This window comes from Pseudomonas sp. B7(2017), assembly GCF_002112745.1.
Lineage (GTDB): Bacteria > Pseudomonadota > Gammaproteobacteria > Pseudomonadales > Pseudomonadaceae > Aquipseudomonas > Aquipseudomonas ekonensis.
Genome location: NZ_NEIP01000009.1, coordinates 254,490 through 277,997, shown reverse-complemented (window position 1 = coordinate 277,997; position 23,508 = coordinate 254,490). Strand labels below are relative to the sequence as shown.

The 23,508-nt window shown below is 65.2% G+C and carries 10 protein-coding genes, 1 rRNA gene and 1 pseudogene; 5 read left to right on the top strand and 7 right to left on the bottom strand.

What is annotated here, in order from left to right; all coding sequences use genetic code 11:
• The 3 genes and pseudogenes from rrf to CAG29_RS29070 form a co-directional block, all read left to right on the top strand.
• A 5S ribosomal RNA gene (gene rrf / locus CAG29_RS18755) occupies window positions 1-97 on the top strand; the annotation flags it as partial.
• 224 nt (window positions 98-321) lie between these two features.
• Window positions 322-1,419, top strand: a pseudogene (locus CAG29_RS29075) (cache domain-containing protein); the annotation flags it as partial.
• Window positions 1,420-1,488: 69 nt separating this feature from the next.
• Window positions 1,489-2,274 (top strand): methyl-accepting chemotaxis protein, encoded by a 786-nt coding sequence (locus CAG29_RS29070; RefSeq protein WP_371856107.1) that lies wholly within the window; start codon window positions 1,489-1,491, stop codon window positions 2,272-2,274.
• A gap of 127 nt (window positions 2,275-2,401) precedes the next feature.
• Here CAG29_RS29070 and CAG29_RS18745 read toward each other — a convergent pair whose 3' ends face one another.
• The 5 genes from CAG29_RS18745 to CAG29_RS18725 all read right to left on the bottom strand — a co-directional run bounded on the left by CAG29_RS18745 (window position 2,402) and on the right by CAG29_RS18725 (window position 9,487).
• Entirely contained in the window at window positions 2,402-2,869 is a 468-nt protein-coding gene (locus CAG29_RS18745; protein WP_085694950.1) for an SRPBCC family protein, read from the bottom strand.
• Between the two features lie 27 nt (window positions 2,870-2,896).
• Window positions 2,897-6,310: a non-ribosomal peptide synthetase gene (locus CAG29_RS18740; protein WP_085694949.1), complete on the bottom strand. Its 3,414-nt coding sequence runs from the start codon at window positions 6,308-6,310 to the stop codon at window positions 2,897-2,899.
• A gap of 13 nt (window positions 6,311-6,323) precedes the next feature.
• On the bottom strand, window positions 6,324-7,253 hold the full coding sequence (locus CAG29_RS18735; RefSeq protein WP_085582207.1) for a diiron oxygenase: 930 nt from the start codon (window positions 7,251-7,253) through the stop codon (window positions 6,324-6,326).
• Window positions 7,250-8,026: a DUF3050 domain-containing protein gene (locus CAG29_RS18730; RefSeq protein ID WP_170930083.1), complete on the bottom strand. Its 777-nt coding sequence runs from the start codon at window positions 8,024-8,026 to the stop codon at window positions 7,250-7,252. The genes CAG29_RS18735 and CAG29_RS18730 overlap by 4 nt, the downstream gene beginning before the upstream one ends.
• Window positions 8,027-8,776: 750 nt before the next feature.
• Complete coding sequence (locus CAG29_RS18725; protein ID WP_085582203.1) at window positions 8,777-9,487, bottom strand: GntR family transcriptional regulator; 711 nt, start codon at window positions 9,485-9,487, stop codon at window positions 8,777-8,779.
• A 196-nt stretch (window positions 9,488-9,683) separates the two neighbouring features.
• Here CAG29_RS18725 and lapG point away from each other — a divergent pair, with 196 nt between their 5' ends.
• Window positions 9,684-10,376: a cysteine protease LapG gene (lapG, locus tag CAG29_RS18720; protein WP_085631789.1), complete on the top strand. Its 693-nt coding sequence runs from the start codon at window positions 9,684-9,686 to the stop codon at window positions 10,374-10,376.
• Between the two features lie 14 nt (window positions 10,377-10,390).
• On the top strand, window positions 10,391-12,337 hold the full coding sequence (gene lapD / locus CAG29_RS18715) for a cyclic di-GMP receptor LapD (protein WP_085582199.1): 1,947 nt from the start codon (window positions 10,391-10,393) through the stop codon (window positions 12,335-12,337).
• A 78-nt stretch (window positions 12,338-12,415) separates the two neighbouring features.
• Here lapD and CAG29_RS18710 read toward each other — a convergent pair whose 3' ends face one another.
• Window positions 12,416-12,754: a tryptophan synthase subunit beta gene (locus CAG29_RS18710; protein WP_085582197.1), complete on the bottom strand. Its 339-nt coding sequence runs from the start codon at window positions 12,752-12,754 to the stop codon at window positions 12,416-12,418.
• Window positions 12,755-12,900: 146 nt separating this feature from the next.
• Window positions 12,901-23,508: S-layer family protein (locus CAG29_RS28645; protein ID WP_085694948.1), on the bottom strand; the 10,608-nt coding region annotated here is incomplete at its 5' end.

Genomic DNA, 23,508 nt, shown 5'->3' with positions numbered 1-23,508 from the left:
TGGAACCACCTGATCCCATCCCGAACTCAGAAGTGAAACGATGCATCGCCGATGGTAGTGTGGGGTTTCCCCATGTGAGAGTAGGTCATCGTCAAGATTGAATTCCGAAACCCCAATTGCGAAAGCAATTGGGGTTTTGTCTTTTCCGGGGCATGAAAATCCCGGACACCCGAAGATTCCGCCCTTCCGCCTGGCGGGAATCTGGCTGATATGCCATTCATTTTGTACAAAGCCCTAAGTTTTCTGCGCTCCGTGCCGAAAGACTGATGAGACATGCGTGCACCAAAGTAGAGCAGCCGCAGAAACGTTGCCTGCCAGCTAATGGAAACTGAAATCACACGGAATGTTGCATCTGGAACGCATCCCCACTTTTGGCATAAGAAGTCCCATGAAATGAATCTCAAGTTCAGCCATAAAATCCTCTTGGCCGCCTCGGGCGTCGTGGTGCTGGCGTTCGCGCTGTTCACCCTCTACAACGACTACCTGCAGCGAAACACCATTCGCCAGAACCTCCAGTCCTCCGTGCAGCAGGCCGGCGACTTGACCGCCAGCAGCGTGCAGAACTGGATGAGCGGGCGGATCCTGGTACTGGAGAACCTCGCGCAGAACGTCGCCCACCAAGGCAAGGGCGCCGACTTCCCGGGCCTGGTCGATCAGCCGGCCTTCACCTCGAACTTCCAGTTCACCTACGTCGGCCAAGCCAACGGCGTATTCACCCAGCGTCCGGACGCGAAGATGCCGGATGGCTACGATCCGCGTCAGCGCCCTTGGTACAAACAGGCCGTGGCCGCCGACAAGACCATGCTCACCCCGCCGTACATGGCTGCCGTCGGCGGCCTGGTAGTGACCATCGCCATGCCGGTGAAGAAGAACGGCGAGCTGCTCGGCGTGGTCGGTGGCGACCTGAGCCTGGAAACCCTGGTGAAGATCATCAACTCGGTGGACTTCGGCGGCATCGGCCACGCCTTCCTGGTCAGCGCCGACGGTCAGGTGATCGTCAGCCCGGACAAAGATCAGGTGATGAAGAACCTGAAGGACATCTACCCGAACTCCAGCGTGCGCATCGAGAAGGGCAACCAGAACGTGGTGCTCAACGGCCAGGAGCGCATCCTGTCGTTCACCCCGGTCAGCGGTTTGCCGAATGCCGAGTGGTACATCGGTCTGTCGATCGACCGGGACAAGGCCTACGCCGCCCTCGGTCAATTCCGCACGTCGGCGCTGATCGCGATGTTCATTGCGGTGGCGGTGATTGCCGTGCTGCTGAGCCTGCTGATCAACGTGCTGATGCGTCCGCTGATCACCATGGGCCGCGCGATGCAGGACATCGCTCAGGGTGAGGGCGACCTGACCCGCCGTCTGGTGGTGGAGAGCAAGGACGAGTTCGGCGAGTTGGGCAGTTCGTTCAACCAGTTCGTGGAGCGGATCCACGCGTCGATCTCCGAAGTCTCCTCGGCGACCCGTCATGTGCATGACCTGTCGCAGCGGGTGATGACCGCGTCCAACGCGTCGATCGTCGGTTCCGACGAGCAGAGCGCCCGCACCAACAGCGTGGCCGCGGCCATCAACCAGTTGGGCGCCGCAACCCAGGAGATCGCCCGCAACGCCGCCGACGCTTCGCAGCACGCCAGCGGCGCCAGCGAGCAGGCCGACGACGGCCGTCAGGTGGTCGAGCAGACCATTCAGGCCATGACCGAGCTGTCGCAGAAGATCAGCCTGTCGTGCGAGCAGATCGAAACCCTGAACGCCAGCACCGACAACATCGGCCACATCCTCGACGTGATCAAGGGCATCTCCCAGCAGACCAACCTGCTGGCCCTCAACGCGGCGATCGAGGCGGCCCGTGCCGGCGAGGCCGGACGCGGTTTCGCGGTGGTGGCGGACGAAGTGCGCAACCTCGCCCACCGCACCCAGGAGTCGGCGGAAGAGATCCACAAGATGATCACCTCGCTGCAGGTCGGTTCGCGTGAAGCGGTCAGCACCATGAACGCCAGTCAGGCGTCCAGCGAGCAGAGCGTGGAGGTGGCGAACCAGGCCGGCCTGCGGTTGATCAGCGTGACCAAGCGCATCGGCGAGATCGACGGCATGAACCAGTCGGTGGCTGCGGCGACCGAAGAGCAGACCGCCGTAGTGGAAACCATCAACATCGACGTCAACCAGATCAACCTCCTGAACCAGCAGAGCGTGGCCAACCTCAACGAAACGTTGAAGGATTGCGATGCACTGTCGCAGCAGGCCAACCGGCTGAAGCAGCTGGTGGACAGCTTCAAGATCTGATTGCCCGGGGCTTTCGGTCAATCGCGAGCAAGCCCGCTTCCACACTGGATCTGTGCCGTACGCACAGCCTCTGTGGGAGCGGGCTTGCCCGCGAAAGCGGCGGTTCAGTCACCACCGCCATGAAGCCTTACGCAAACAGCTTCAACACATTCCCCATCGCGTCATCGGCGAACCCCTGCACGAAGTCCTTGAACCCCGGCAGCGCCTCGGCGCCACCTGAAGCGGGTTCGGCGATGATCGTCCAGGTCGCCCGTGCCTTGCCCTCTCCCAGCGATTCCACGTTCATCGCCGCCCACAGGTTGGCCACGCCCAGGGTGTTGTAGATGGTCGTCCAGGTCATGCTCCGCGCCTGCTCGTCGCGGGAGTTGAGTTGCTCGACCACCACGTTGCCGTCCTTGAAGAACTTCTTGCGCAGTGACGACACGCCTTCGCCGGTCATCTCGATGTGCGACAGCGCCGGGATGAAGCGGTGGAAACCGGCGAAGTCGCCGACCACCGCCCACACCTGCGCGGCGTCCGCCGGCACGTGCACCGAGGACACGACGTGGCAGCCGTGGGGGTTCTTGATCAGGGTGTCGGGTTGCAGTGTGCTCATGGTGTTGCTCCTTGCTGTTGGGATGGTTCAGATGAAATTGATTTCTTTGAGGTAATCGCAGCCGCGCCGCAGCAGCGCCGGTGACTTTTCCGGGTAGCGCGCGCCCATCTGCCGCACGCCGGCGTGGGCGTTGGCGTGGCCGATCAGGGAGATGTCGCCGATGTCTTCCTCGAAACCGTTGAGGTAGAAGCCGAGCACGCCGAACAGCGCGTTGTCGGCATCGACCCGGCCCAGCTGCCGTTGCCAGTCGCTGACGCTGACCAGCGAAAACTCACGGCCGGTCTCACGGAACGACGCCACGTAGGCGTCCCAGCTCAGCGGTTCGGGGTTGTGCAGGTTGAACACCGCCCGTTCGGCCGAGTGGCGGCTGGCGTGGAAGGCGATGAAGCGGGCCAGGAAGTCCACCGGCATCAGGTCGAAGTTGAGCGCGAAGGCCGGCACCTGGCCCAGCTGGATCGAGCCTTTGAGCATCAGCATCAACCGGTTCTTGTGCGGCTGGCAGACGCCGCTTTGGCTGTTGAAGCTGATGTTGCCGGGGCGGTACAGGTTGACCCGCACCCCACGCTCGCGCGCCCGTTCGAGCAGGCGCTCTCCGACCCATTTGGACAGGTTGTAGCCGTTGCGGATGTAGATCGGCGGCGTGGGCGCGGCAGGCAGCTCCAGCACCCGGCCCTCGGCGTCGACGGTGCTGGAGGCCGACAGGGTCGAGACGAAGTTGAACACTTTCTTGCTGCGGCCTTCGCATAGCCTGAGCAGCTCGAAGATCGGTTCGACGTTGTCCGCCGCCAGCGACTCGTAATCGAGCACGTGATTGACGTTGGCGGCGTTGTGCACCAGGGCGCCGAACTCGCGGTCGAGCCGTTCGTAGTCCTCGTCGGACAGCCCCAGCTGCGGCCGAGCGATGTCCGCCGCGTACACCCGCACCCGGCTCAGGTCCAGATGCTCAAGCCGGTTTTCCCGCAGCGACTGGGCGAAGCGTTGCGCCGCCGTCTGCCCGCCGCCGTCGCGCACCAGGCACGCCACTTCGCCGGCACCCCAGCCCAGCAGCGCCTCGACGATGTGCACGCCGACAAAACTGTTGGCGCCGGTGACGATCACCTTGTGCACATCGCCCATTCGGCTGATCGGCAGGGGCTCGATGTCCAGCGTGCGTTCGGCGTCGGCCATGGCCTGGGCGCTGAGCACGGCGCTGTCGTCCGTGCCGCGCACCAGGGTGGCGAGCTTGGCGATGGTCGGCCGTTCGATGAAGCGGTTGATCGAGATGCTGCGGCCGAATTCCTCGCGCAGGCGCAGCAGCATGCGCGACAGCAGGATCGAATGGCCGCCGAGGTTGAAGAAGCTCTCGTCGGTGGAAATGTCGTCGGCCGGCAGTTCCAGCAGTTCGGCCCAGATATCCAGCAGCAGCGCTTCGTCGGCGTTGGCCGGCAGGCTTTTCGGGCCGCTGTCCTGGACGCTCACCGGCCGCTCCAGCAATGCCTTGCGGTCGACCTTGCCGTTGCTGGCGTAGGGCATGTCCGCCAGTTCAGTCCAGGCCGCCGGCTGCATGTAGTCCGGCAGGAACTGCCGGGCGTGGGCCTTGAGTGCTTCGCGGGCCTCGCCCGGTCGCTGCTCCTGCGGCTGGGCGAGGAAGGCCAGAATCCGCCGCTGGCTGTCGATCACCACCGTCACCTGGCGGTACAGCCGGCTCTCGCGCAGGCAGCGCTCGATCTCTTCCGGCTCGACCCGGAAGCCGCGGATCTTCACCTGATTGTCGCGGCGCCCGCACAGCTCGATGCCGTGCGCACCCCATTTGGCCATGTCGCCGCTGCGGTAGGCGCGCAGGGTTCGGCCGTCCGGCAAGGCCAGTGTCAGGTAGCGCTCGGCGGTCTGCTGCGGGTTGTTCAGGTAGCCCAGGCACACGCCGGGGCCGACGATGAACAGTTCGCCGACGGTCTGTTCCTCCACCGGTTGCAGGTCGTCATCGAGGATCAGCACCTGGCTGTTGGCGATCGGCCCGCCGAGGGTGCGGTTGCTGTCGCCCGGCTGCAGGGGCCGGGCCGTGATCAGCACCGTGGCTTCGGTGGGGCCGTAGAGGTTGTGCAGTGTGCCTTGGCGGGTCAGTTGCTCGATCACGAACGGTTCGCAGACGTCGCCGCCGGTCATGATCTGCCCGACGCCTTGCAGTTGCTCCAACGGCAGGATGCTCAACAGCGCCGGCGGCAGAAACGCGTGGCTCAGTTGCCGGCGACGGATCAGCGCCACCAGTTGCAGCGGATCGCGGCGCTGGTCGACGTCGGGCACCACCAGTTCGGCGCCTTCGAGCAGGGTGGGGAATATGTCGATCAGCGACGAGTCGAAGCTCAACGAGGAGAACTGCAGCACCCGGCTCTGCGCGTCGAGCCCCACGTAGTCGGCGTACCACGCGGTGAAGTGGGCGAGGTTGGCCTGGCTCAGCAGCACGCCTTTCGGGTGCCCGGTGGTGCCCGAGGTGTAGAGCGCCATGCACGGTGCCTCCAGCGCGGGGCGCTGCAGCATCAGCGGTTGCCCAAGCTGTGCGTCGGTCGGGTCGATGCCGCTGACGTCCAGCCCCGGCATCGATCCGCTGAGCGGATGCGCGCCGTCGTGCAGCAACAGCACCGCCCCGGCGTTCTCCAGGATGTACTGCTGACGCTGCAACGGGTGGCTGGGTTCGAGCGGCAAGTACACCGCGCCGCTGCCGAGAATCGCCAGGATCGAGGCGAACAGCTCGCGGCCCTTGGGCAGGCAGAGGCCGACCACCCACGGTTGCGGGCGCTGTTCGAGCAGCGGCTGCAGGCGTTGGCGGATCGCCCGGCTGTGCACGTGCAACTGGCCGTAGCTGACCGACTGCTCGGCCAGGTGCAGCGCCGGTCGCTGGGCGTGGCGGATCAGGCTCTGTTCCAGGCGCTCGATCATCGGCGCCTGCGCCTGTTGCAGCAGCGCCGGGTCGGCCGTGGCGTTGAGGCGGTGGACGTAGGCCAGCCCGTCGAGGAACGTCAGGCTTTCCACCTGCTCGAAGTCCGGCGCGTCGGCCGCCGGCGCGTGCCGGAAGTACTCCGCGTCGCGGGAGAGCCGGCTGACCAGCAGGGCCACCTCATCCACGATCTGCGCCAGTGTCCGTCGGCGCAGGCTCTGACCGTTGCCGGACGGCTCGTCTGCCATGGGCACACGGCTCAGCAGCCGCGTGCCGTGCAGGCACAGCAGGTCGAGGGTCGGCAGGCCGCCGGTCCCTTTCGCGCCGATGCCCAGGCGCAGGGACAGGTGGGGTGTCGGGCCGAAGTCTTGCGGCGCGCAACCGTCGTCGATCACCAGATCCGCCGCCGGTCGCGGCTGCGCATGGCCATGCTTGAGCAGAACCTGTGAATGACCGTGTTGTTCAAGTTCCTGCGCCAGGTCGGTCATGGCCTGGCTGCAGCCGATCAGCAAAATGTCGAGGCGTTTCATGACGCTTTCCTCTTCAGATCAGGTAGTCGCGCAGGGCGTGCTGCACGCAGGGCGTGTCGAGCAGCGAGCTGTTGTGGAAAAACCGCACGATGTTGCCCACCAGCGGGTGGTGGCGGTTGATCGGGAACGCCAGCCCGGCCATCTCGTCCTTGAGTGAACGGCGCACGGCAGCGCTGACCGGCAAGGCGTCGATCAGGCGCAGGTCGAAGGCCTTCTGGATGTCGTTGGTCAGGTAGTGGCCGATGAACACCGGCAGGATCTGCGCGATGCATTCGCGGTCCGCTTCGCTCGCGGTGTGCCAGTAGATGCGCACCATGCGCGCCCAGAAACTGGAGTGACGGCCCTCGTCGAGCAGGTGGTCGGCCATCAGGCCCTTGATCGACGGCTTGACCGTGTCGTCCCGGGCGAACGCCGCCACGTCGCCGGTCACGGTGTTTTCGGCGATGGCCACGCAGATCAGTTCCACCGCATCGCGCAGGTGCTCCGGCGCCAGGGCCACGGCGGCCGGAATCGCCCGGCTCAGTTCGATCTCGTCGGGCAGGCCGATGGGTTCGATGCCGGTCATGGCCACGGTCTGCTGCATGAAGTCCATCGCCACCAGCGCGTGATAGTCCTCGTCCACCACCACGGTCATGGCGTCGTAGCGGCAGGCGAACGGGAAAGCCACGGCGAAGCGGTTCTTGGCGATGTTGCGGGCGGTCTTGTCGACGATCTCGGTCTCGAAGATCACCACGTCGTTGATGAACTTGTACAGGGTCTGCACCAGGGCGAAGTCACGCTGCTCGGGGCACTCGCGCAGGAAGGTCTCGCTCAGCACCAGCGGCTGGCGGCTGAGGGGATAGATCAGGCGCTCGTCGTTCTCCACCACCCGGCGCGGGCGGGTGCGGATGGTGGCGCGGCTTTCCCAGGCGTCGGCGAAGGACTGGTAGTCGGCGGCGTTCATGGCGTCACCTCCGCCAGTGGCTCATGCAGGCTCTGGCGCAGGCCGTCCCACAGGGCGATGCGGCTTTCCACAGCGGCCAGGGCGCTGGCGTAGACTTCGGCCTCGCGCTGCGGATCGCCCTCGACCAGCCGCGCCAGCAGTTGCTCCGCCGCAGGGCCGTGGTCTTCGGAATCGACTTCGATGTGCCGCTGCAGGTAGTAACGGAAGGTCGGGGCCTGGTCGGCGCCGATGCCCCAGGCGTCGAGCATGCGCTGGAACATGGTCGGGATCACGCTCTCGCGACCGTGCAGGAACGCGGCGGCGACGCTGTGCCCCGGGGCATGCAGCGCGGTGTGCAGGGTGTCGCGGACGAACTGCGCGGCGGCCGGATCGACCTCGACGCTCTGCAGCGCCACCTCATAGCTCACGCCTTCCTGCTGCAGCGCGACGAAGCGTTCCACCGCCGTGGTGTCCGCGCCGACTTCGCGCATGGCGTCCAGGTACAGTTCGAAATGGCTGTAATGACCGTGGGCAGGTCGGTCGTCCGACTCTTCGCCGAGCACGATCTCGTTGATCAGCCGCGCGGCGTGCGGATCCCGTGGCGGCAGCCAGGGCAAGCGGGTGCAGGTCAGTTCCTGCTGCAGGCGTTTGGTCAGCGACATGAAGTCCCAGACGGCGAACACATGGGACTCCATGAACCGGCGCAACGCCGTCAGGGAGTCAATTTCGGAAAAGATCGGATGGACGCTGAGTTCGGCTTTCTTCAGGGAAAGTTGTTCTTTTGTTGGCATGATTACGAGCCTCTGGCTTATAGGGATATAGGGACTGGTCAAACAATGGCTAACAGCGGTGAATATCTTTTTCTCGGCGAGCGATAGCCTCATTCGGTTCGATGAAAGTTGAAGTTGAATATCGATCGCCTGGAGCAGGTCGACGGCGCGGGGCCTCTGTCTTTTAGGTCTCCAGGGCCTGGCTTGACGGGACACGATGGCGCCCGATTGCCCGGCGCATAAAAAGCTAATACATCACAAAACAACTTAACAAGTTTATTTTTAATTATTTTAAGTTGGCTGTTTTTAAGATATGAGCAGGCCCGGTAAAACTTTTGATTTGAGTTTTACATGGGCGTAGTTGCTCCTTTCGGCAATAAATGGCCAAAATTGATTAATAAGAGTGAATGCCTCACTCGAAGCAACTTTCTAACTGGATGAATGAAGTGGTCTGAGGGGATGAAGTTGGGCTGAAACGGCGCCGTCGCTTCCTTTTCCCGTTACAAGGCTCCTTCCGTAGGTTCCTGGTGCGGGGACTGCGCCGACGGCGCGTCGCCCGTTCTTGATTCGGTTGGCGGTTCAAGGGTGCGCGTAATTCGGCGTCGCCGCTATCGTCGAAAGTGACTTGCTTGCGGTGCGAATTTCGGGCGGGTTGAAGTTGGGTGGGGAGGTTAGAGCGCAGGCGCCGAAGTGCCACGGCAATTCACCGTGGCGGGCGGGGGGATTTGTAAGCGGGTGATTCGCCGGGCCGATTGGCAGGCCCGGCGCAAGGGGTCAGCGGGCGGTCTTGCGGTTTTGCGCGGCGGAACTGGCCAGGTAACGGGTGATGACCTCGACGCCGCGGTTGAGGTGCTGCTCCAGCAGTTTCACCGCATGGTCGGTGTCGCGCTCACGCACGGCGTGCAGCAGCGCCCGGTGATCGTCCTGGGACAACTTGCCCAGGCCCATGGCTTCGAGGTTGAAGCGCAGGAAGCGCTCCTCCTCGTTCAGGCCGTCTTCCACCAGGCGCAGCAGGCGACCGTTGGCGGCCTTGCAGTACAGCGCCATGTGGAACAGCCGGTTGAGCCGGCCGATCTCGGTGTAGTCGTGTTCAGTTTCCAGCTCATCGATGTAGCCGGCCGCACGGTCGTGATCGGCTGCCGTGAGCAGGGGCACCGACTGGCGCAGCGCCTCGGACTCCAGCAGGATCCGCAACTCGTAGGTTTCCGTGGCGTCGCCCTGGATCAGCGGCGCGACCACGGCCCCCTTGTGGGCCACCACGCTGAGCAGGCCTTGGGCTTCCAGTTGGCGCAACGCCTCGCGCACCGGCATGCGGCTGACGCCGAACAGGTCGGCCAGATCCTGCTGGCGCACGGCGGTGCCGCAAGGCAGGCGGCCGTCGAGGATCGCCGAACGCAGGGTCTCTTCGATGATCGAGCGCGCCAGATGCGCGGGAATCGGCCCGTCGACCTTGATGCTGTGCAGCGGCTTGGGCTTCTGTGTCACAACTACGCACCCTGAATGACTACGGAATTTGGATCCAAAGGACACTAGTGATTGCTCTACAGGTTGTCAAACCATGTCGAGGAATCCCGTCACCCCTTGAGTTTAGCGCGGCGGAGATGATCTCAGGGTGCCATTGTTTTTTGCTGGGCTAACCTTCACCATCAGACGCCTTCCTCCCTGCCCTGGATGCCTTGCATTGGCGGTAACTTTCGCGATTCCACGGATTGCGCGCCGGCTGGCCTGCGCGTTGCTGCTGGCCGGCGCCATGCTGGGCGGCCTGCATGCCGACTGGGACTTTTCCGCGATCAGCCGCAAGGCCACGGCGCTGTACGGGCCGCTGGGCGCCGGGCAGCAGCGCATCGATGCCTGGCAGAACCTGCTGGCCACGCAAAAGCAGGTCAGCGAGGCGGACAAGCTCAAGGTGGTGAACCTGTTCTTCAACAAGCAGATGCGCTACGTCGAGGACATCGACCTGTGGCACGAGGTCGACTACTGGGAGACGCCCATCGAAGCGCTGTGGAAGGGTGCCGGGGATTGCGAGGACTATGCAATCGCAAAGTATTTCAGCCTGCGTCACCTAGGGGTCTCCAGTGACAAATTGCGCATCACCTACGTCAAGGCCCTGCGCCAGAACCGCGCGCACATGGTGTTGACCTACTATGCCACCCCCGACGCCATGCCCCTGGTGCTCGACAGCCTGATGGACCCGATCAGGCCGGCGGCCGAGCGGACCGATCTGCTGCCGGTCTACTCTTTCAACGCCGAGGGTCTGTACCTGCCGGGGGCCAAGGGCAACAAGAAGGTCGGTGACACCAAACGCCTGTCGCGCTGGCAGGATGTGCTGAAGAAAATGCAGGCCGAAGGATTCCCGGTCGAGACGACTAACTAGGAGCACGCGCTCAGATGTCCTTGTTCAAACAGCTGTTGATCGCTATCTGTCTGTTCCTGGTGGTCGCCTTCACCGGCAGCTTCATGGTCAGCCTGGAAAGCTCGCGCACCCAGTACGTCAACCAGTTGCGCTCCCACGCCCAGGACGCCGCCACGGCGCTGGCGCTGTCGTTGACGCCGAACATCGACGATCCGGCGATGGTCGAGCTGCTGGTCAGTTCGATTTTCGACAGCGGCTACTACTCCAGCATCCGGGTGGTGGACCTGAAGACCGACAAGGCCATCGTCGAGCGCAGCGGCATTCCGGCCGTCACCAATGTGCCGGAGTGGTTCGTCAGGCTGATCGGCCTGGAGCCGGCCGGCGGCGACGCGCTGGTCAGCCGTGGCTGGGAGCAGGCGGCGCGGGTCGAGGTGGTCAGCCACCCGATGTTCGCCCTGGCCAAGCTGTGGCAGAGCGCGCTGGGCAGCCTCGGCTGGCTGCTGGTGTGCGGCGCCGTCAGTGCGGTGCTCGGCGCCTTGCTGCTGCGCCGGCAGCTGCGTCCGCTCGATTACATGGTCAAGCAGTCCCACGCCATCGCCCGCCGCGAATTCCTCAGCCTGCCGGAGCTGCCGCGTACGCCGGAGCTGCGCCGGGTGGTGCTGGCGATGAACCAGATGGTCGAGAAGCTCAAGGCGCTGTTCCAGGAGCAGGCCGAACGCAGTGAGAAACTGCGCACCGAGTCCTATCAGGACAACCTCACCGGCCTTGCCAACCGGCGCTATTTCGAGATGCAGCTCAACGCCCGGGTGAGCAACCCGGAGCAGGCCAGCTCCGGCTATCTGCTGCTGTTGCGGGTCAAGGACCTGGCCGGGCTCAACCAGCGCCTGGGCGGGCAACGCACCGATGAATTGCTCAAAGCGGTCGGCGAGCAGCTGTCCCGCGAGTGCGCCAAGTACCCGGAAACCCAAAACCTCGTGACGCGGATCCGTGGCGGTGAATTCGCCGTGCTGGCGCCGGGCCTGACCCGCGAAGAAGCGCTGCAACTGGCGCAGAGCCTCGACAACGCCCTGAGCAGCCTGCACGCCACGGGCGCCACCGACGTGGCCGCTGTGGCCTCTATCGGCGTGGCGCCGTTCGCCCACGGCGACTCGCCGCAGGCGGTGCTCAGCCTCGGCGACCAGGCGCTGGCCCAGGCCGAAGGGCAGGGCGAGCAGAATTGGGCCTGCCTCGACCAGAGCGTGGCGGCGGAGGTCGGCGACGACCACCACGCCTGGCACCGCTTGCTCGACCAGGCGTTGAATCAGCGGCGTTTCGAGCTGTTCTTCCAGCCCGTGGTGGCGGCGCAGGACACGCAACTGGTGCTGCATTACAAAGTGCTGTCGCGCCTGCTCGACGAACAGGGCCAGACCATTCCCGCCGGCCGCTTCCTGCCGTGGCTGGAGCGCTTCGGCTGGACCGCGCGGCTGGACCGTCTGATGCTTGAGCGGGTGCTGGAGCAGATGGCCGGGCATGAGGAGTCGCTGGCGCTGAACCTGTCTTCGGCGACCCTGGCCGACCCCCAGGCGCTGAACAAGGTGTTCGAGATCCTGCGGGCCCATTCCGATCTCGGCCCGCGCCTGACCCTGGAGATCGGCGAGGAACAATTGCCGGAGCAGGCGGTGCTGGAGCAACTGACCCGACGCCTGCGCGAGCTGGGCTTCTCCCTGAGCCTGCAACGCTTCGGCGGGCGCTTCAGCATGATCGGCAACCTGGCGCGGCTGGGGCTGGCGTACCTGAAGATCGACGGCAGCTACATCCGGGCGATCGATCAGGAAGGCGACAAGCGCCTGTTCATCGAGGCGATCCAGCGGGCCGCCCACAGCATCGACCTGCCGCTGATCGCCGAGCGGGTGGAGACCGAAGGGGAGCTGTCGGTGATTCGCGAGATGGGGCTGTACGGGGTGCAGGGGCAGCTGTTCGGTGAGCCCGCGCCCTGGAAGTGAGGCTGGAGGGATTCGGCGTCCCGAAGGACGCCGTCGCCAGCAGGCTGGCTCCCACCCAACGCAAGACGAACGGCCAAGTCAGATCAGGCCGGGCTCGTCCTCATTGATCAACTGGCTCAGGCCGCCCAGCGCCTCACGGGCCTGGGAGCGGTCCATCAGTTTGGCCTGGGCCGCTTCCGGCAGGTCGGTGACGCGGATCACGCCCTTCTGGGTCAGCACCTGAATCAGGTCGTCGAGCACCCGGATCATTTCCAGGTCGCTCTGCTTGAGCTGCTTGAGGCTCTTTTCCACCGCCGCGTTGGCGAACCATTCCTGGATTTCGACATGGTCGGCCGGCAGCGTTCCCGTGGCCTCGGCGTAGGCTGCCGCCTCCACGCGGATCAACTGGCCCTGCGCATCGCGTTGCACGTAAAACATTGAGCGTCCCTCGGAAATGAACCGGCGTCGTGCTGTCAGCAGCATAGCCAACTGCACGGGAGTATGCGGTCAGACGATGAAATCGTCACGGCCAGGCTGGCGGCAAACGTGACGGCCGCCCTGAAGGGGGCGGCCGTTTCCGTTCATCAGCTGTTGTTGTGGTCGATCTTGATGGTCGGGTCGCTGCCGGCGATCAGGTTGTGGATGTTGGCGCTCGACCAGTTGTTGCCCTCCAGCTTGATCGTCACGTCCGGCGTGGCCGCCGCCGCGTCGCCGGAGTTGAACTTGCCGGCCGAGCTCACCTGCAGCGACGACACGCCGTCGACCGTGGTGATCTTCAGGAAGTTTTCGATGGTGCTGCCGCTCTCGCCCTGCAGCAGGTCGCGCAGGTCGATGCGGTCGCCTTCGCTGGCCTTGAAGTCCTTGATCACGTCGTTGCCGGTGTCGCCCGCCTTCCAGACGAAGGTGTCGCCGCCGGATCCGCCGATCAGGATGTCGTTGCCCTGGCCGCCGATCAGCGTGTCGTTGCCGGTGCCGCCCAGCAGGATGTCATTGCCCTTGCCGCCGTCGAGCAGGTCGTTGCCGCCCGAGCCGAACAGGATGTCATTGCCGGCGCCGCCCAGCAGGGTGTCGTTGCCGTCGTGGGCGCCGGACACATCGAACGCCTGGTAGTGCTCGGTGATGTACTGGTGCACGTTGCTGGTGGTGACCTTGCTGACGTCCACCCCGGTCTGCTGCGCCACGAAGGCCTGCATGGCCTGGTAGCCCTCGCCGGCGATGCCGTTGAAGCTCACCAGGTCGCCGAACAGGATGTCGTTGCCGTCGCCGCCGCTGACGGTGTCGTTGCCCGGCATCGTCGCTTCGGTGTGGCCGATGATCGAGTTGGCCAGATCCTTCGGATCGATGTTGGTCTGCGGCGTCTTGTCCGAGTCGTACGGCTTCAGGTCGTTGAGGCTGACCCCGCTGTTGATGCCGATGGCTTCCACGTTCGACAGGCCGCCCAGCAGCGCGAAGGCGCTGTTGGCGTTGTCGGTGGTGGCCGACGAGGTGCTGCTGCCGCTGCCTGCCAGGTTCGACAGCTCATAGGTGCCGTCGCCCTGGGCGTGGATGGTGCCCAGGTTGCTCCAGTTCCAGTTGCCGTTCTTCAGCGTCTGCAGGACCACGCTGCCGGCGCTGTTGATGCTCAGGTAGTGGCTGCTGTCGATGTAGGTGGCGAAGCTGTCGCCCAGCTTGTAGTTGCTGGTCTTCACCACGTCATCGAGCTTCACGTTGCCGTACAGCGTCGGGTTGGTCTGCTCGCCGCTCTGGTAGTAGGTCGGCTGGCCGTCGGTGATGAAGTAGGTGAGGTTCTTCGCACCGGTGTTGGCCACCGCGTCGGCGCTCTGGAAGAAGTTGGCCGTGGCCTTGAACACGTCTTCGTAGTTGGTGCCGCCGCCGGACGACATCGAGTCCAGCACGGCCTTGAGCTGGGTCAGGGCGTTCGGGTCGTTGAGGTTCACCGACACCGACTTGTTGACCTGGGTGTCGAAGTCCACCAGGAAGATGTTCACCGTGCCCGAGTTGCTGCCCAGGCTGTTCTTGAGGGTGTTGAACACCGACGTCAGCGAGTCCTTGGCCGCGTTGATCGAGGAGGTGCTCATGCTGCCCGAGGTGTCGACCATGAACGCGATGTTGTAGTTGGTGCCCGGCACCACGGTCAGGCCGCCGATGTCGGCGACCATGATGTCGTTGCCGTCGGTGCCGGTGAAGGTATCGTCGCCGGAGGTGGCGACCACCGCGTTGTAGACCGCCGGCACCACAGTCACCGGAATGGTCGCGGTGGTGCTGGCCGAGCCGCCCACGGCCTCGGTGGAGGTCGAGGTCACGGTCAGGTTGAACTGGCCGTTGTAGTAGGTCGGCGGGGTCACGGTCAGGCTGCCCAGGTTCCAGCCGGTGACGTTGGCCTCGCCGTTGGCGGCGGTCACGGTGAAGCTGTGGCCTGCGCCGTCGCTGAGCACCGAGCCGACCGGCGCGCCGCTGATCTTCACGCTCAGGGTCTCGGAGCCGTCGGTGTCGGTCAGCGCGGTGGTGATCGCCGACAGTTTTACGGTGGTGCCTTCGGCGCCGGTGTTGAGCTTGTAGCCGTCGTAGTAGCCTTCGCCGTTGCTGCCGTGCAGGTCGGAGACGGTCACGCCGGCGTTCACCAGGTCCTGCACGCCGGTGTAGATCGGCACGCCGGCGCTGCTCAGGTCGATCGGCGCGCTGCCGTTGACCGACAGGTTGACGTCGTAGCTGCCCGGGCCGCTCTGGTTGTGGTGGTAGATGTCCAGGGTGTAGTAGCCGCTGGTGGTCGGGGTGAACGAACCGTTGAGGTTGCCGCCCGCGCCCCACGTGGTCGAGGCCACGCTCTTGCCGCCGATGGTCACCAGCAGGCTGTCGTCGCCGGTGCCGGTGAAGGTGTAGGTCTTGCCGGCTTCGAGGTAGATCAGGCCGGAGGTCTTCGACGCGGTGCCGGCGGTGACGCTGCCGTTGGACTGCACGTTGTCCACGGTGCCGCTGGAGTTAGGCGTGCCGGCGCCGTCGATCACGTTCTTCAGCGTGGTCGGGTCTGCGCCGTTGCCGCTGGTGCCCAGGCCCGACAGGCCGGTCCAGACTTCCTTGACCAGGCCGGTGGACTTCACGCTGTTGTCGGCCACGCCCAGGGTCGGCGCATCCGCCACCGGCGTGATGTCGATCTTGACGGTGCCGGTGTTGCCCAGCAGTTGGCCGTCGGTGGGCTGGAACTTGATTTGCGCGTAGTCGGCCTGGTTGTTGCCCATGCCGGTGCCGCCGTAGCCGTTGACGCCCGATTCGTTGGCGTCCGGCATGAAGCGCAGCTTGCCGGCGTCGATGTCGGCCTTGCTGAAGGTCTGGTTGGTGGCGACGTCTTTCCAGGTCGAGCCGTCCAGGTACTGCAGTTTGCCCTCGCCCGGCAGCTGGGTGATCTTCACGCCCAGGCTGCTGGCCGGGCTGTCCACGTCGCTGACGCCGAAGGTCGACCAGCCGAGGATCAGCGGGGTGTCTTCGGTGCCGGTGACATTGACCGGCGCCGCCACCGGCGCATCGTTGACCGCCACCACGTTGACCGTGGTGGTCGCGGTGTTGGAGTAGTTGCCGCCGTCGGTCACCGTCACGGTGATGATGCGCGGCACGGTGCTCGGGTCTTCGCTGCCGTTGGTGAAGGTGATGTTCTTGATCTGCTGCATGTAGTCGGCCAGCGTCGCGTTGCCCGACAGGGTCAGTGTGATCGAGCCGTCCTTGCTGTTGGCGTTGATGGTGATGCCGTTGACGCTGTTGCCCAGGTTCAGCGCATCGCCCGGCTGACGGTTGGTCAGCACGATGGTCGCGCCGGTCAGCATGGTGCTGTCCGGGTCGGTGATGCTGATGTCGGTGTCGGCGATCGACACGCCCGCGCCCGGGGTGTTCTCGGTGAACGTCACCTTGTAGTCGGCCCCGGTGGCGCCGCTGGAGTTGTTGGCGTCCAGGTCGATGACCGGCGGTGCGTCGTTGTCGATGATCGACGTGCTGACGCTGCCGTTGGTGGTGCTGACCGCCAGGTTCTCGAAGTTGCCGCCGGTGGCCGAGTCGATCTTGACCACGAAGTTCTCGGTGCCTTCGGTGATCTTGTCGTCGATGGTCGCGACGTTGAAGGTCGCCGTGCTGGCGCCGGCCGGGATCTTCACGGTGTACACGCCGGTGAAGTCCGAACCGTCGGCGGCGGTGCCGCTGTAGACGATCTTCAGGGTGACTTCGGTCTGCGCCGGGTGGGTCAGGCTGACGGTGTAGCTGGCGGTCTGGCCTTCGGTCACCGAGGTGCTGCCGCTGATGCTGACTTCGGTCTTGTCGATGGTGTCGGTGACGTTGGTCACGGCCGGCGTGTTGCTGGTCACCAGGTTTTCGAAGTTGCCGCCGGTGGCGTTGGTGATCGTCGCCTGGACGGTGCCGGCGTCTTTGTAGACGTCATCGGCTGGCGCAGGGACGGTCACGGTGCCGGTGGTTTTGCCGGCCTCAATCGTGATGGTGGCGCCGTTGCTCAACGTCACGGTCACTGGGGTGCCGGCGGCGTTGGTCAAGGTCGCGGTGTACACGATCGAGCCGCCCTCGGCGACCGAGTTGGTGGCGCTCAAGGACAGATTCGTGGTGTCCACGGTGTCGGTGACGGTGGTCGAAACCGGCGTCTTGTCGGCTACGAGGTTTTCGTAGTTGCCGCCGCTCACGTTGGTGATCGAGTTGGTCAGCGGCGTGTGGCCGTTGAGCGCGTCGTTCGGAGCGGTGGTGGTGACGGTGCCGGTGGTCTTGCCGACTTCGATGGTGATCGATTGGCCGTTCGCCAGGGTCACGGTGACCGGAGAACCCGTCACAGGCGCGCCCACGGTGGCGGTGTAGGTGACGGTGCCGCCTTCCGCTGCGGTGCCGGTCGCGGTGAGTTTCACCGTGGTGGTGTCGATAGTGTCGGTGACGCTGGTCACCGCTGGGGTGTTGCTGGTCACCAGGTTCTCGAAGTTACCGCCGGTGGCGTTGGTGATCGTCGCCTGGACGGTGCCGGCGTCTTTGTAGACGTCGTCGGCTGGCGCCGGAACGGTCACGGTGCCGGTCGTTTTTCCGGCTTCGATGGTGATGGTCGCACCGTTGCTCAACGTCACGGTCACCGGGGTGCCGGCGGCGTTGGTCAGGGTGGCGGTGTACACGATCGAGCCGCCCTCGGCGACCGAGTTGGTGGCGCTCAGGGACAGGTTGGTGGTGTCGACGGTGTCGGTCACGGTGGTGCTGACCGGGGTCTTGTCGGCCACCAGGTTCTCGTAATTGCCGCCGCTGACGTTGGTGATTGCGTTGGTCAGCGGTGCATGGCCGTTGAGCGCGTCGTTAGGCGCGGTGGTGGTCACGGTGCCTGTGGTCTTGCCCACTTCGATGGTGATCGACTGGCCGTTCGCCAGGGTCACGGTGACAGGCGAACCGGTGACCGGTGCGCCGACGGTGGCGGTGTAGGTGACGGTGCCGCCTTCCGCTGCCGTGCCGGTCGCAGTCAGTTTCACCGTCGTGGTGTCGATGGTGTCGGTGACACTGGTCACCGCTGGCGTGTTGCTGGTCACCAGATTCTCGAAGTTGCCGCCGGTGGCGTTGGTGATCGTCGCCTGGACGGTGCCGGCGTCTTTGTACACGTCGTCAGCTGGAGCAGGAACGGTCACCGTGCCGGTGGTTTTGCCGGCTTCGATGGTGATGGTGGCGCCGTTGCTCAACGTCACGGTCACTGGGGTGCCCGCAGCGTTGGTCAGGGTGGCGGTATAGACGATAGATCCACCCTCGGCCACGGTGCCCGTCGCGCTGAGCGTCAGGTTGGTGGTGTCCACGGTGTCGGTCACGGTGGTGCTGACCGGCGTCTTGTCGGCCACCAGGTTCTCGTAATTGCCGCCGCTGACGTTGGTGATTGCGTTGGTCAGCGGTGCATGGCCGTTGAGCGCATCGTTAGGCGCGGTGGTGGTCACGGTGCCGGTGGTCTTGCCCACTTCGATGGTGATCGACTGGCCGTTCGCCAGGGTCACGGTGACAGGCGAACCGGTGACCGGTGCACCGACGGTCGCGGTGTAGGTGACGGTGCCGCCTTCGGCCGCGGTGCCGGTGGCCGTGAGTTTCACGGTGGTGGTGTCGATGGTGTCCGTGACGCTGGTCACCGCTGGTGTGTTGCTGGTCACCAGGTTTTCGAAGTTTCCGCCGGTGGCGTTGGTGATCGTCGCCTGAACGGTGCCAGCGTCTTTGTAGACGTCGTCAGCCGGGGCAGGAACGGTCACGGTGCCGGTGGTTTTGCCGGCTTCGATGGTGATGGTGGCGCCGTTGCTCAACGTCACGGTCACCGGGGTGCCCGCCGCGTTGGTCAGGGTCGCGGTGTACACGATCGAACCGCCCTCGGCGACCGAGTTGGTGGCGCTCAGGGACAGATTCGTGGTGTCCACGGTGTCGGTGACGGTGGTCGAAACCGGCGTCTTGTCTGCAACCAGGTTCTCGTAGTTGCCGCCGCTGACGTCGGTGATCGCGTTGGTGAGCGGCGCGTGGCCGTTCAATACGTCGTTCGGCGCGGTGGTGGTCACGGTGCCGGTGGTCTTGCCGACTTCGATGGTGATCGACTGGCCGTTGGACAGGGTCACGGTGACCGGAGAACCCGTCACAGGCGCGCCCACGGTGGCGGTGTAGGTGACGGTGCCGCCCTCTGCCGCCGTGCCGGTCGCGGTGAGCTTCACGGTGGTGGTGTCGATGGTGTCCGTGACGCTGGTCACGGCTGGGGTGTTGCTGGTCACCAGGTTTTCGAAGTTACCGCCGGTGGCGTTGGTGATCGTGGCCTGTACGGTGCCGGCGTCTTTGTAGACGTCGTCGGCCGGGGCTGGGACGGTCACGGTGCCGGTGGTTTTGCCGGCTTCGATGGTGATGGTGGCGCCGTTGGACAGTGTCACGGTCACCGGGGTACCAGCGGCGTTGGTCAGAGTGGCGGTGTAGATGATCGAGCCACCCTCGGCCACGGTGCCCGTCGCGCTCAGCGTCAGGTTGGTGGTGTCGACGGTGTCGGTCACGGTGGTGCTGACCGGTGTCTTGTCGGCCACGAGGTTCTCGTAGTTGCCGCCGGACACGTCGGTGATCGCGTTGGTCAGCGGCGCGTGTCCGTTGAGCGCGTCATTCGGCGCAGTGGTGGTCACGGTGCCGGTGGTCTTGCCGACCTCGATGGTGATCGACTGTCCGTTGGACAGGGTCACGGTGACTGGCGAGCCAGTCACTGGCGCACCCACGGTGGCGGTGTAGGTGACCGTGCCGCCCTCGGCTGCCGATTCGGTCGCCGTGAGTTTCACCGTCGTGGTGTCGATGGTGTCGGTCACTTGGGTCACGGCCGGCGTAGTGCTCGGCACCAGGTTCTCGAAATTGCCGCCGGTGGCGTGGGTGATCGTTGCCTGAACGGTGCCCGCATCCTTGTAGACGTCATCGGCTGGCGCAGGAACGGTCACGGTGCCGGACGTCTTGCCCGCTTCAATCGTGATGGTCGCGCCGTTGCTCAGGGTCACGGTCACCGGGGTGCCCGCCGTGTTGGTCAAGGTCGCGGTGTAGGTGATCGAATCGCCCTCGGCGACCGAATTGGTGGCGCTCAGGGACAGATTCGTGGTGTCCACAGTGTCGGTGACGGTGGTCGATACCGGCGTCTTGTCGGCGACCAGGTTCTCGTAGTTGCCGCCGGACACGTCGGTGATCGCGTTGGTCAGCGGTGCGTGGCCGTTCAACGCATCGTTCGGCGCGGTGGTGGTCACGGTGCCGGTGGTCTTGCCGACTTCGATCGTGATGGTCTGGCCGTTGGACAGGGTCACGGTGACCGGCGAACCGGTTACAGGCGCGCCTACTGTCGCGGTATAGGTGACGGTGCCGCCCTCGGCCACCGAAGTGTCCGCCGTCAGTTTCACGGTCGAAGTATCGATGGTGTCGGTGACGTCGGTCACGGCCGGCGTGGTGCTCGGCACCAGGTTCTCGAAATTGCCGCCGGTGGCGTCCTTGATGGTCACTTCGACTTTGCCGGCGTCCTTGTAGACGTCGTCGGCAGGCGCCGGAACGGTCACGGTGCCGGACGTCTTGCCCGCTTCGATGGTGATGGTAGCGCCGTTGCTCAGGGTCACGGTCACCGGGGTGCCGGCCGGATTGGTCAGGGTCGCGGTGTAGACGATCGAGCCGCCTTCAGCCACGGTGCCCGTTGCGCTCAGCGTCAGGTTGGTGGTGTCCACGGTGTCGGTGACGGTAGTCGAAACCGGCGTCTTGTCGGCGACCAGGTTTTCGTAGTTGCCGCCGGATACGTCGGTGATTGCGTTGGTCAACGGAGCGTGGCCGTTCAGCGCATCGTTCGGCGCGGTGGTGGTCACGGTGCCGGTGGTCTTGCCGACTTCGATGGTGATCGACTGGCCGTTGGCCAGGGTCACGGTGACAGGCGAACCGGTCACTGGCGCACCGACGGTGGCGGTGTAGGTGACGGTGCCGCCTTCGGCCGCCGACTCGGTCGCCGTCAGCTTCACGGTGGTGGTGTCGATGGTGTCCGTGACGCTGGTCACGGCCGGCGTGGTGCTCGGCACCAGGTTCTCGAAATTGCCGCCGGTGGCGTCCTTGATGGTCACTTCGACTTTGCCGGCGTCCTTGTAGACGTCATCGGCCGGAGCAGGGACGGTCACGGTGCCGGACGTCTTGCCGGCCTCGATGGTGATGGTGGCGCCGTTGCTCAGGGTCACGGTCACCGGAGTGCCGGCCGGGTTGGTCAGCGTGGCGGTATAGATGATCGAGCCGCCCTCGGCCACGGTTCCGGTGGCGCTCAGGGACAGGTGGGTGGTGTCGACAGTGTCGGTCACGGTGGTGCTGACCGGGGTCTTGTCGGCCACGAGGTTTTCGTAGTTGCCGCCGCTGACATCGGTGATCGCGTTGGTCAGCGGCGCATGGCCGTTCAACGCGTCGTTCGGCGCAGTGGTGGTCACGGTGCCGGTGGTCTTGCCGACTTCGATGGTGATCGACTGGCCGTTCGCCAGGGTCACGGTGACCGGAGAACCCGTCACAGGCGCGCCCACGGTAGCGGTGTAGGTGACGGTGCCGCCTTCAGCCGCCGACTCGGTGGCAGTCAGCTTCACGGTGGTGGTGTCGATGGTGTCGGTGACGTTGGTCACCGCCGGGACGGTGCTCGGCACCAGGCTCTCGAAGTTGCCGCCGGACGCATCCTTGATGGTGACTTCGACTTTGCCGGCGTCCTTGTAGACGTCGTCGGCAGGCGCCGGAACGGTCACGGTGCCGGACGTCTTGCCGGCCTCGATGGTGATGGTCGCGCCGTTGGACAGGGTCACGGTCACCGGGGTGCCGGCGGCATTGGTCAGGGTCGCGGTGTAGACGATCGAGCCGCCTTCGGCCACCGAGTCGGTGGCGCTCAGGTTCAGGTGGGTGGTGTCGGTGGTGTCCGAGACCGCCGTGTCGGCGGACTTGCCGTCCACGTCCAGTTTTTCGTAGTTGCCGCCGCTCGCGCCGTTGATGGTCACGCTCAGGGAACTGCCGCCGGCCAGCGGGCTGTTCGGCGCCACGAAGTTCACGGTGCCGGTGGTCTCGCCGACGGCGATGGTGATGGTCTGGCCGTTGGACAGCGTCACGACCAGGGGCGAGCCGGTGACCGGTGCGGTCACGGTCGCGGTGTAGACCACGGTCTCGCCTTCGGCGACGTTCGCCGTGGCGGTCAGCGACACGGTGGAGGTGTCGATGGTGTCGTTGACGGTGGTCACCGCCGGCGTGCCGCTGGTGACCAGGTTCTCGAAGTCGCCGCCGGTCGTGCCCTTGATGGTCGCCTCAACGGTGCCCGCGTCTTTGTAGACATCGTCGGCCGGGGCCGGAACGGTCACGGTGCCGGAGGTCTTGCCGGCCTCGATGGTGATGGTCGCGCCGTTGCTCAGCGTCACGGTCATCGGCGTGCCGGCGGCGTTGGTCAAGGTGGCGGTATAGGTGATCTGGCCGCCTTCGTTCACCGTGCCGGTGGCGCTGAGCGTCAGGTTGGTGGTGTCGACAGTGTCGGTCACGGTGGTGCTGACCGGGGTCTTGTCACCCACCAGGTTCTCGTAGTTGCCGCCGCTGACGTCGGTGATCGCGTTGGTCAACGGTGCGTGACCGTTCAACGCGTCGTTCGGCGCGGTGGTGGTCACGGTGCCGGTGGTCTTGCCGACTTCGATGGTGATCGACTGGCCGTTGGCCAGGGTCACGGTGACCGGAGAGCCGGTCACCGGAGCACCAACGGTGGCGGTGTAAGTCACCGTGCCGCCCTCAGCCGCCGACTCGGTCGCCGTCAGTTTCACCGTGGTGGTGTCGACGGTGTCGGTGACTTCGGTGACGGCCGGCGTGGTGCTTGGCACCAGGTTCTCGAAGTTGCCGCCCGTTGCGTCCTTGATCGTGACCTCAACCTTGCCGGCGTCCTTGTAGACGTCGTCGGCAGGGGCCGGAACGGTCACGGTGCCGGTGGTCTTGCCGGCTTCGATGGTGATGGTGGCGCCGTTGCTCAACGTCACAGTGACCGGCGTGCCGGCCGGGTTGGTCAGGGTGGCGGTATAGACGATCGAACCGCCCTCGGCCACGGAACCGGTGGCGCTCAGGGACAGGTGGGTGGTGTCGACGGTGTCGGTCACGGTGGTGCTGACCGGGGTCTTGTCGCCCACGAGGTTCTCGTAGTTGCCGCCGCTGACGTCGGTGATCGCGTTGGTCAGCGGCGCATGGCCGTTCAACGCGTCGTTCGGTGCGGTGGTGGTCACGGTGCCGGTGGTCTTGCCGACTTCAATCGTGATGCTCTGACCGTTGGCCAGGGTCACGGTGACAGGCGAACCGGTCACTGGCGCGCCCACGGTGGCTGTGTAGGTGACGGTGCCGCCCTCAGCCGCCGACTCGGTCGCCGTCAGTTTCACGGTGGTGGTGTCGATGGTGTCGGTGACTTCGGTGACGGCCGGAACGGTGCTCGGCACGAGGTTCTCGAAGTTGCCGCCGGTGGCGTCCTTGATCGTGACCTCAACCTTGCCGGCGTCCTTGTAGACGTCGTCGGCAGGCGCCGGAACGGTCACGGTGCCGGTGGTCTTGCCGGCTTCGATGGTGATGGTGGCGCCGTTGGACAGGGTCACGGTCACCGGGGTGCCGGCCGGGTTGGTCAGGGTCGCGGTGTAGACGATCGAACCGCCCTCGGCCACGGAACCGGTGGCGCTCAGGGACAGGTT

Excerpts from the sequence above, each read along its gene's own strand:
- CAG29_RS18735 (WP_085582207.1), bottom strand. The coding sequence starts at position 7,253 with ATGAACGCCGCCGACTACCAGTCCTTCGCCGACGCCTGGGAAAGCCGC.
- CAG29_RS18740 (WP_085694949.1), bottom strand. The coding sequence starts at position 6,310 with ATGAAACGCCTCGACATTTTGCTGATCGGCTGCAGCCAGGCCATGACC.
- CAG29_RS18710 (WP_085582197.1), bottom strand. The coding sequence starts at position 12,754 with ATGTTTTACGTGCAACGCGATGCGCAGGGCCAGTTGATCCGCGTGGAG.
- lapD (WP_085582199.1), top strand. The coding sequence starts at position 10,391 with ATGTCCTTGTTCAAACAGCTGTTGATCGCTATCTGTCTGTTCCTGGTG.
- CAG29_RS18745 (WP_085694950.1), bottom strand. The coding sequence starts at position 2,869 with ATGAGCACACTGCAACCCGACACCCTGATCAAGAACCCCCACGGCTGC.
- CAG29_RS29070 (WP_371856107.1), top strand. The coding sequence starts at position 1,489 with ATGACCGCGTCCAACGCGTCGATCGTCGGTTCCGACGAGCAGAGCGCC.